This is a genomic window from Synechococcus sp. H60.3, assembly GCF_047462295.1.
Lineage (GTDB): Bacteria > Cyanobacteriota > Cyanobacteriia > Thermostichales > Thermostichaceae > Thermostichus.
The window spans coordinates 1-9,336 of record NZ_JANSIY010000101.1 but is presented as its reverse complement, the minus strand read 5'-3'; the positions used below and the strand labels follow the sequence as shown (position 1 = coordinate 9,336).

8 protein-coding genes and 1 pseudogene are annotated in these 9,336 nt (G+C 61.1%); 4 read left to right on the top strand and 5 right to left on the bottom strand.

From position 1 onward, the window contains the following. Nucleotides 1-208: 208 nt before the first annotated feature. Nucleotides 209-1,987 (bottom strand): hypothetical protein, encoded by a 1,779-nt coding sequence (locus NW841_RS10230; RefSeq protein WP_414365953.1) that lies wholly within the window; start codon nucleotides 1,985-1,987, stop codon nucleotides 209-211. Between the two features lie 133 nt (nucleotides 1,988-2,120). After that, complete coding sequence (locus tag NW841_RS10225; protein ID WP_414335052.1) at nucleotides 2,121-2,522, bottom strand: hypothetical protein; 402 nt, start codon at nucleotides 2,520-2,522, stop codon at nucleotides 2,121-2,123. A gap of 89 nt (nucleotides 2,523-2,611) precedes the next feature. Between NW841_RS10225 and NW841_RS10220 the strand changes: the two genes are divergently transcribed. From NW841_RS10220 to NW841_RS10210, 3 genes are all read left to right on the top strand, one after another. Continuing rightward, nucleotides 2,612-3,286: a RibD family protein gene (locus tag NW841_RS10220; protein ID WP_414335053.1), complete on the top strand. Its 675-nt coding sequence runs from the start codon at nucleotides 2,612-2,614 to the stop codon at nucleotides 3,284-3,286. Between the two features lie 611 nt (nucleotides 3,287-3,897). Continuing rightward, entirely contained in the window at nucleotides 3,898-4,098 is a 201-nt protein-coding gene (locus NW841_RS10215; RefSeq protein WP_011430239.1) for a DUF2811 domain-containing protein, read from the top strand. Between the two features lie 168 nt (nucleotides 4,099-4,266). Continuing rightward, nucleotides 4,267-6,069, top strand: a complete 1,803-nt coding sequence (locus tag NW841_RS10210; protein ID WP_414386264.1) for a tetratricopeptide repeat protein — start codon at nucleotides 4,267-4,269, stop codon at nucleotides 6,067-6,069. Here NW841_RS10210 and rpaB read toward each other — a convergent pair. From rpaB to deoC, 3 genes are all read right to left on the bottom strand, one after another. Continuing rightward, a complete protein-coding gene (gene rpaB, locus NW841_RS10205) occupies nucleotides 6,039-6,770 on the bottom strand; it encodes a response regulator transcription factor RpaB (protein ID WP_414365957.1) in 732 nt (243 codons plus the stop codon). The genes NW841_RS10210 and rpaB overlap by 31 nt on opposite strands. A gap of 458 nt (nucleotides 6,771-7,228) precedes the next feature. Beyond that, nucleotides 7,229-8,122: a DNA repair protein RecO gene (gene recO / locus NW841_RS10200; RefSeq protein ID WP_414376241.1), complete on the bottom strand. Its 894-nt coding sequence runs from the start codon at nucleotides 8,120-8,122 to the stop codon at nucleotides 7,229-7,231. Beyond that, a complete protein-coding gene (gene deoC, locus NW841_RS10195) occupies nucleotides 8,119-8,820 on the bottom strand; it encodes a deoxyribose-phosphate aldolase (RefSeq protein ID WP_414376243.1) in 702 nt (233 codons plus the stop codon). The genes recO and deoC overlap by 4 nt, the downstream gene beginning before the upstream one ends. 190 nt (nucleotides 8,821-9,010) lie before the next feature. Between deoC and NW841_RS10190 the strand changes: the two are divergent. After that, a pseudogene (locus NW841_RS10190) lies at nucleotides 9,011-9,336 on the top strand (RNA-guided endonuclease TnpB family protein); the annotation flags it as partial.

Sequence of the window (9,336 nt, the reverse complement as noted above, 5' to 3'; positions counted from 1 at the left end):
GCCAGATAAGCTGCCACGACCCTTTGCCGTAGATCCAAAGAATGGGTTGGCATTCCCTTCTCTCCTTCCTCTTAAAAACTGTACCCTATTTTAAATTAACAGGCTGTAACTTCAGTGGACGCATGGGGTCTGCAGGCAGCCCATGTTTGCCCTCGGATTCCTTGCCGGTGCAAGAGATGGGAAAGAGGTGCGGATTCCCGACCCACTCTCACAACATCAGCTCTTCCCGCAGGGAGCGGCGGGGCTTTTTGCCGCCGAAGTGGCGCTCAAAGTAGAGGGCGGTGGCTTGCGACAGGATCCCGGCTTCGACAAGCGCCTGACACAGGGATCCCCCCGGCGGCAGGTGCTTCTGAATCTGTTCGATTTGGACGGCGCTGACCAGCCCCGAAGCCTTAAGGTAGTCGGCTACATGCCGTCCACCTGCTAGGTACACAGAGTAGCCGTCTTCGCTGAAAAACTTGACCGTCTCTGGCTTGAGGCCGCTGTGGTGGGTCAGCACATCCGTGAAGGTGCCGCCCTCTGTTTCCCAGGCATGGATGACGGCTTCGATGCCAGCATTGTCGAGGAGGCCGGCTGCCCGCAATTGGGTCAAGATCCGCTGCACCCAAGGGGTGGCCCGCTGCAGCGCTTCCAAGTCCTCTTCTCCCAAATACCCTTGGGGCGGTAATTCCCCTTCTGCTGCTCTTGCGGCTACAGTCGGCGTTGAGATGGCCTGCGGCGGGACTTGTTGCTGGGCCGTAGGTACGGTGGCAGGGGGAGGGGCTGGCTGTGTCTGAACTGCTTGCAGTTGGGCTTGGAGCTGACGCACCTGCTCTTGGGCCTGTTGGAGCTGGGCTTGGGTTTCTTGGAGTCGGGCTTGAGTTTCCTGCAGTTGCATCTGCAGCCGGTGGATGGTCTCGGCGGCTTCTTGGCGAGCGTGGGCCAGGTCGGCGATGAGGCGAGTTTTCGTCGATTGAGCCAGTTGGAGTTGGTGCTGGTGCTCCTGCAACGATTGGCTCAGGGTGGCCAGTTGGGCTTCCTTCTGCTCCAGCGTCTGGCGCAGGTGGGCTTCCGTTTGCTGGTGCTGCTGCAGCCGGGATCCCAGCTCTTGCAGCTTGGGTTTGGCCTGGGATTGCCATTCTGTCAGCTCGTGGCAGCGGCGACGTAAGGTCTCCAGCTCGGCTTGGGAAGCTTGCAACTGTTTGGCCAGGGCCTGGACTTGCGCGGATCCCCGATCTTGCTGGGCTTGGAGCTGCTCCTCCAACTCTTGAATGCGCTGCTGGGCAGCCCTGTGTTGCTCGGATCCCTGCTGAATCTGGGCGGCCAGTTGGGCTTCCAACTCGGCCATTCGCTGCTGCTGGGCCTGGTAGTTAGCAATCTGCTGCCGCAACTGCTCGGCTGTAGCTTGCTGGTGCTGTCGCTCCTGCTCCAGTTGCGCCTTTAGGGCGGCAACCTGCTCTTGGTAGCGCTCCAGTTGGGCTTTGTATTGCGCGGTAGCTTTGTGAACCTGCTGCGCTGCCTGCAGCGGCGAAGCGTAGAGGGGAGGCTGATCCGGAATGGTGGACCACTGCTCCACCATCACTTCCCAACTGTTGGCAGCTCCTCGCCGTCGCCGTAGCTGCTGCTGCTTGTCGAGGGCCCACTCCAACCAGTGGGGTTGCACCCAGCCCTGCTGCACCAGGATCTCCCCCAACTTGCGCTCGGGGTGGTGCTTTTGCTGAAGCAGAGCTTGATACACGTGCTCCAGCTCCAGGTAGCCGTGCAGCACCAGGATCTCGCCGATGCGCACCAACTCGACCGGGATCAAAGGATAGAGATCTTGCGGGGCAACCCAGCCGTGCTGCATACACAGCTCCCCCAACATCAGGGGGCTGTCCGCCTTTTCCCACATGGCCTGAGCCAACTGGGCGGGGGTGAGCAACCCCGCTTTGTTGAGGGCTTCCCCCAAGCGGATCTCGAACTTTTCCCGCTCAATAGCGGCTGGGCTGGAGCTGGTCAACGGATTCATGGGGCCTCTCGGACATGAGGAGTAAGCTTAACTACAGCTATCATGTCGGAAAATTCTTAGAAAGGTAAGGGAGTGCAACTGTGATGCATTTTGTCAAGCCGGGGATCCACGGATGTTGCAGGAATGTCCATCTTTAAGCTGCAAGAGGCCGTTGTTCCCGGCTCTGAGCAAACTGCTGAAGCCGGCGCAGCATCAGCAATTGTCCCAAGCCCAAGGGCAAGAGAGAAACGGCTTCTACCCGCAACTGCACCCAGCCGTTCCCCCACCGCCAATCACAGTAGCCATCGGCTCCGCCCCACATCAGCAGGCGCAGCCGTTCCGGCAGCAGGGTTTCCACTTGGTGCAGGATCGAGAGGGGGCCCCATTGGACGGCAAAGGTGCTGCCCGGCTCCAGCCTGGCGGGCAGGGATCCCTGCAATTGCTGTGGCCAGATCCACTGCTGCAACAACTCCACCTCGGTCAAGCAGCGCTGTATCGTCGATGCACTGGCCTCGACTTCGATGCGGATGGTGGAAGATTGGAATGTCCCGAGCATCCTTGTCCCGCGTAGGTGACCCCAAAACCAAAGCGGCAAGGGGGTGACCCCTGTCAACTCTATTCTGGCCGATTGCTCCCGATTTGCCTTTGAAAACGGCTCGTCCCCATGTGGTGGCCATCTTGGCCCAAAGTCTGGATGGCAAGCTGGCAGCTCACCGCGGGCAAAGGCCCCACTTCGCCAGCGCCGAAGACTATCGGCACCTGGAAAACCAAGCTGCCCGGCAACAGGCTTTGATTATGGGGGCGGCCACGCTGCGGGCCTACGGCACCAGCCTTCGCCTCCGGGATCCCGAGCTCATCCAACGCCGACTCCAGCAGGGCCTCTCCCCTCAGCCTCTGACGATCATCTGCTCCGGCAGCGGGGATATTCCTGAGGATTTGCCGTTTTTTCGGCAGCCCCTCACCCGTTGGCTGTGGACCACTCCCCAGGGATCCCGGATTTGGGAGAACCGCACCGGCTTTGCAGATATCTGGGTGGCTGCCGATTGGGATCTGCCGGCACGGCTGGCCCGCCTGCGCAGTTTGGGCATTGAACGGGTGGGGTTGCTGGGCGGGGGGCGGCTTTTGGGGGCGTTTTTGCAGGCAGGGAGCTTGGATGAGCTGTGGGTAACCCTGGCGCCGGTGTTGCTGAGTGGGTATGCCGATGCCCCGGCTAGCATCGAGGGCTGGCAACTGCAGGGATCCCCGCCCCAGCTGGAGCTGCTGGAGTGCCACCGTGGCTCTAAGGAGCTGTTTTTGCGCTACCGGGTCGAGTGGCCCTGAGGGGGCTCGCGAGAAAAAATTTTTGGACAAATTTAGATTTCTCAGAAATCCACAGGTTTTCCCCAGACTTTCCACAGGCGGGCGGGCTGTTTTCCACAGACTCCTTGCCACAGGAAACGGCAGCGAGGGTTTCTGTGGAAAAGTCCAAACTGGAAAGTTCAGGCGGATACACCTTTAGGAATGTAACGGGATCGCGCCGTTTTTGCCGATGGCATCAAAACCGGCGGCGGACTTTAACAAACTTGGAGCCGCTGCCCAGGATTGACAGCCCCCATGGGGCAGAGGGCAGAATAGCCGCACCTGAGGTGAGGGGGAGATTTTCCTGGCAGCTCTCCTCAGAGGCAAAGAACCCTTTGCCCAAGAACTCTATCCCTTCTCCTGCCTGAGACAAGGCCAAGGGGCAGCCTGGTATCCTCTGGCCGCTGCCGGACGGGCTAGGGGCAAACTTCTACAGACTGTCTTGCTTTTGACGGGGCTGATGCGGCCCCCGGCATACCCAAGTTAGAGAGCTGGGTTGGTTTGTTTGCGATTCCCTTCTGGGCAGGCCCGGTTTTGGCCGGATCCCTAGGTTTTCTTGGTTTCACTGTTAACCCCGAGTAGGTGGTTGGGCTATGGATTCTCCCACCGTCAGCATTTTGAGCGAAATTCCCGAGGAGCTACACGACACTCTCAAAAACTACCTCTCTCGTCACCCCGACTGGGATCAAGATCGGGTGGTGACGGCGGCACTCTCGCTATTCCTGCTCCAGAGCGGAGACACAGATCGGCGCGCCGCCCGTATTTACTTAGACAGCCTGTTTCGCCGCAACTGAGCCCTCGGAAGGCAAGCCCCGAGGATGGCCCGGTGCATGGGCGGGGGGTTAGGAACACTCTGTCAAGAACGTCCTACTAACCTGAACTGTTAACCTGAGTAGGAAGATGTCCCGCTGTTGCCGCATGCCGGCGGGAAGGGTAAAAAGGGATCCACCAAGGGAAAAACCGTGCCCCAGGGCTTCGGGCGAGGAAAAAGCGACCGGCAGACGGCTGGGCCAAAGGGCCTAGGACGAGGCTCCGCTCTACCCCCCTGCCCTTCCCCAGAGGCGACCCTGGCGCTGGCCGAGCGCCACCGACAAGCAGGGGATCTGGAGACGGCACTGCACCTCTGCCGGCAGCTTACCCGGGCCCATCCCCACCTGTTCGCCGCCCAGGCGTTGCTGGGATCCCTCTATCTGCAGATGGGGGATCCCTGCCAAGCCCTGACCCCCCTGCAATTGGCTTTGCATCTGAGAAGGGACTGGGTGCCAGCCTGGCAGGAGCTGGGCGATGCCTGGATGCTACTGGGCAACCCGGAGGAGGCGGCGCACGCCTATGAACAGGGCCTGGCTTTTGCTCCTGCCGATGGGCAACTGCTCTTCCGGTTGGGCAGTTGTTGGCTGGCTTTGGGGAAACGGGAGCAGGCGATTGCAGTGCTGCGCCAGGCCGCAGCAGCCCAGCCTCCCCAAGTTTATGCTTTGGCGACTTTGGGGAACGCCCTCCTGTTCGACAACCAGCTTGGGGAAGCAGAAGCCTGGTTTCGCCGCGCTCTTGCCCTGGCGCCGCAGGAGGGGCGGATTCTCGTCAACCTCGGCCACTGCCTGCACCTACAAGACCGCCTAGAGGAGGCCGCCGACTGTCTGCGACGGGCCATCCCGCTGCTGCCAGAGGATGCCCAGCCCCACAACAACCTGGGCACCGTCCTGCAAGAGCAAAACCAACTCGAGGCCGCTATTGAGGCTTATCGGCGCGGCTTGCAGTTGGCCCCCGACTGGCCGGAGATCCACTACAACCTGGGCACGGCCTTGCTCACCCTGGGCCGCTATGAGGAGGGGTGGCGGGAGTACGAATGGCGGCTGCAGCGACAAGGGGCAGCCTATCCGCACTTGCTTTCGCCCCTGTGGCCGGGATCCCCCTTGGGCCAGCAGACGCTGCTTGTCTACGCTGAACAAGGGCTGGGGGACACCATTCAGTTTGTGCGCTACCTGCCGCTCTTGGCCGCCGCCCATCCTGCAGCCCAAATTTTCTTCCGCTGTCAGGGCTCCCTCGTCGAGCTGGTGCAAGCCGCCTTCCCCCAGGTACAGGTTATCTCGGAGAGGGATCCCTTGCCTCCCTTTGACTGGCACCTGCCCCTGCTCAGCCTGCCCCACCGCCTGGGCACCACGCTGGAGACAATTCCCAACCGCATCCCCTATCTAGTCTGTCCCGATTGCAGCTCCGCCTGGCCGGAAGATTGGCCCGAGGTTGCCCAGAGGGGGATAAAGGTGGGGCTGGTGTGGGCCAGTGGCCGCCGCGCCACCCCCGAACTCAACCGCGTGCAAAGGTTGAAAAGCTGTCCTCTCGACCTCCTGCTCCAGCACCTCCACTTGCCCGACGTGCAGTGGGTCAGCCTACAGGTGGGGGAAGATCTCAGCCAGTGGGCCCCCCTCTTGGAGCAGCACCAGGTGATGGAGCTGGGATCCCGTTTTCGCAGCTTTGTCGATACCGCTGCAGCGGTTGCTCAGTTGGATCTGGTGATCAGTGTCGATACCGCCGTGGCCCACTTGGCCGGGGCGATGGGCAAGCCAGTGTGGGTGCTGCTGCCCTTTGCCGCCGATTGGCGCTGGCTCCTCCAGCAGCAGGACAGCCCCTGGTACCCCGGCATGATGCGCCTGTTCCGTCAAGAAGCTCGTGGCAACTGGGTTGGCCCGCTGCAGCAGATGCGGAGGGCTCTGGAAGAGCTGCTAAGGGGGATCCCGTCCTACTCCTCGCCTTTTGGAACGATGCGCTGAAACAGATAGCCGGTACCGCGGGCTGTCAGGATAAGCTCAGGGTTGCTCGGGTCATCCTCCAACTTGGCCCGCAGCCGCGAGATGTGGACATCCACCACCCGCGTATCCACGTGGCGCTCCGGCGTGTAGCCCCACACCTCTTGCAAAATCTCGGCGCGGGAAAACGGCTCCCCAGAGCGGCTGACCAGCAGCTCCAGCAAACTAAACTCCATCCCCGTCAGGCGGATGCGCTCGTCCCGCTTGTAAACCTGCCGCTTATTGGTATCGATGCGAATGTCCCCCACCTGAATCACCCCTGAGCTGGGGATCCCTTCATGGGACGACCGCGCCACCCGCCGCAGCACCGAACGAATGCGGGCCTCCAGCTCTTTGGGCGAAAACGGCTTAACCACATAGTCGTCTGCCCCCAGCTCCAGCCCGGTAATGCGGTCGGCCACGTCCCCCAACGCCGTCAGCATGATGATCGGGATGTCGGATTCTTTGCGCAACTCCTGGCAGACCCCGTAGCCATCCAGCTTCGGCATCATCACATCCAGCACCACCAGGTCAGGGTCCTGCTTGCGGAAAACCTCCAGCGCCTCCTCCCCATCGGAAGCAGTAACCACGTCGTACCCGATCATCGAGAGGCGGGTCTCCAAAATACGGCGGATGCTGGCCTCATCATCGACCACGAGAATCCGTTCTTTGCGCTGGGCTTCCACGGTGCTGCAACTCCTAAACTTCTAGATGAAAAGGATTGGAAAAAATTGAGGTGAGCGCGAACTCGAGGTGGTCAGACGCAGCCTCCTCAGGGGCTCCTTCTGGATGGGTGGACTTCCCCTGGGAACTGCAACGCTGCCAAACCCTTGTTTGTCGGCAACGGAAACCGCAATCCAAGGATGCAGCTCCAGAAAACAAACACCGAAGGCTCGCCCGGCACTCGATTCAATCTTGTTAAAAGCGCCAACTTCAACTTCACTTGCTCCTGCTCGGTAGCACAGGTGTGGCACTCCTCCCCAAACGCTACCGCGGTTGACTGGCGCCAAACCGAATCTGAGAAGCCTTCGTAAGAAGTTACTTTCTACCACCTAATCTATCATCCAGAAGCGGCTGCTAACCCGCCTTAACCCTCTATTGTGCGGCCATTTTGCCCGACTTGATACATACCTTCACAACTTCTTCAGGTTGCTGCCAAGCTTTCGGAATCCTCCTCAGAAAAAGCTGCTGCCGCAACTGGGGATCCCTGGCCATTTGAAGCAGGGAGGAGGGTTTCGGCAACAGGGACAGGGTAGCAACTGACGAGCAGACCGGCGGAACGGATTTCGCGGTCGGCATGCAGCTCCAAAACCCGCCGCAACAGACGTTCTGCCGCCAGCCAAGTTGCCAGAGGCAGCGCACGCTCGGCCAGCCGGGACAAGGTCGGGTTGGGCAGGGATCCTAAAGCCTGCAGGACGGAATGAGAGACCCAGGCAACTGGGCTGAGTCGCTGCGCCAGCCGACAAGGATCGCAGACCAGGCCGCCCACCTGGGGACAGAAGAAAACCTCGCCCACTAACTCTTTCCCACAGGAGTAGCAGGCTTGTACCGAGGGGGCAACCCCCCCCACCACTAAAAGGTGGTAGAGCCCATGGACAAGGAGCGGCAAAACGGCCTCTGTTGCAGGGGCCTGCTCGATGCGTTCCAGATGCTCCACCAGCAGCACAAACAGCTCTTCCTGGGGCTGGTTGGGCAGGGCCAGCAGCAAAGCCACCTCCGCCAGGTACTGGGCTGCTGTGAGGTGGGCCAGGCTGCGGCCCAGACGGGGAAAACTCTGCAGGGTTTCTGCCTGGGCGATGCGCTGGAGACGCCGCGAGGGATCCGTTTGGGCCGACCAACGCCCCCGCGCCACCAGCAGATCGTTGACAACAAAGGGCTCCATCCGTCCTCCCCACTTGGAAGGCTGCTTACGGGATCCCTTGGCCACCGCCCGAATCAGGCCCTGCTCGCGGGTCAAAATGGTAACGATCCGATCCGCCTCCCCCAGCGGTATCGCTTTGAGGTTAATGCCCGTCACCCGGTAGGTGACCCCACTCATGGGCCGTCAGCTCCTCTAGCCTGCAGCTCTCGCATCAGCTCCAGCCCCCAGGAGGTGCCGATGCGGCTTGCCCCCGCGGCGATCATCGCCTCCGCCTGCGCCACTGTGCGGATGCCGCCCGAAGCTTTGACTCCCACCCTGCCGCGGCTAAGCTGCCACAGCAGTTGCACATCGGCCAGTGTCGCCCCTCCCATCCAGCCGGTAGAGGTCATCAAGAAAGCGACTCCCGCGTCCATGCAGATCTCAGCGGCCAGCCTTTTCTCCTCGTCAGTGAGCTGGGCTGTCTCCAAAATGGCCTTGACGCACACCCCCGTCTCCTCCACAATTTGGGCAATCTCGGCGTGGAGGCGATCCAGCTCCCGCGCCTTGAGCCAGGCCAAATTGATGCGGACATCCAGCTCCTGGCACCCCTGCTCCGCCGCCAACTGGGCCTCGTAGAGCTTGACCTCCGCCGTGTTGGTGCCCAGGGGAAACCCCACCACGGTGCTCACCCGTACCCGAGCTCCGTGTAACCGCTCCACCGCCCGTGGCACGTAGCAGGGAGGCACGCAAAAAGTGGGGAAGCCATAGCGCAGAGCAATTTCACACCCCTGGTCGATCTCCTCTGGGGTCACCATCGGCAGCAGCAGAGTGTGGTCGATGTACTCCGCCAAGTTAATCGGGCCGTCTGCCAGGCCCTTGGGCTCCAGAGAGAGCATCAGTTGCCCGATTCCACAGCACTATCTCTACTCTAGCCCCAGAGATCCCGGAGAGCAGCCGCAGCAGCCAATCCCCTCTGCCCCTGAGATTTCAGCTAGAAACCGCAGGAGCCCCGCCCTGTACCCCCGTATACGGGGGGAGGGGGGCCGGTCAGGGCCAGGGGGAATGCAGAGGACGTATAGTTGCAACATGACCCAAGTTTTAACTGTCTCCTGCAAGCTCAAGGTATCTGCGTCGCAAGCCGCCAAGCTGGATGCGACTCTGGGTGCCTTTGCACAAGCACTAAACTGGGTCAACCAAAACACACCAGAGAAGGTGGTCAACGCCGTCAAGCTTCAATCGCTCTGCTACCGCGAAATTCGTACCCGATTTGGGTTCTCCAGCAATAAGGACTCCGTCCCGCTAGCGCGAGTGGCACAGCAGGTAGGCAGGAGGCTAGCCGCTGCACGTAAGAGTGCCCAACAGAAAAACCGTTCAGTTAAAGCGTTTAAGGGCGGCTTTGTCACGTATGACGC

Excerpts from the sequence above, each read along its gene's own strand:
- NW841_RS10225 (WP_414335052.1), bottom strand. The coding sequence starts at position 2,522 with ATGCTCGGGACATTCCAATCTTCCACCATCCGCATCGAAGTCGAGGCC.
- NW841_RS10215 (WP_011430239.1), top strand. The coding sequence starts at position 3,898 with ATGGATTCTCCCACCGTCAGCATTTTGAGCGAAATTCCCGAGGAGCTA.
- NW841_RS10230 (WP_414365953.1), bottom strand. The coding sequence starts at position 1,987 with ATGAATCCGTTGACCAGCTCCAGCCCAGCCGCTATTGAGCGGGAAAAG.
- deoC (WP_414376243.1), bottom strand. The coding sequence starts at position 8,820 with ATGCTCTCTCTGGAGCCCAAGGGCCTGGCAGACGGCCCGATTAACTTG.
- recO (WP_414376241.1), bottom strand. The coding sequence starts at position 8,122 with ATGAGTGGGGTCACCTACCGGGTGACGGGCATTAACCTCAAAGCGATA.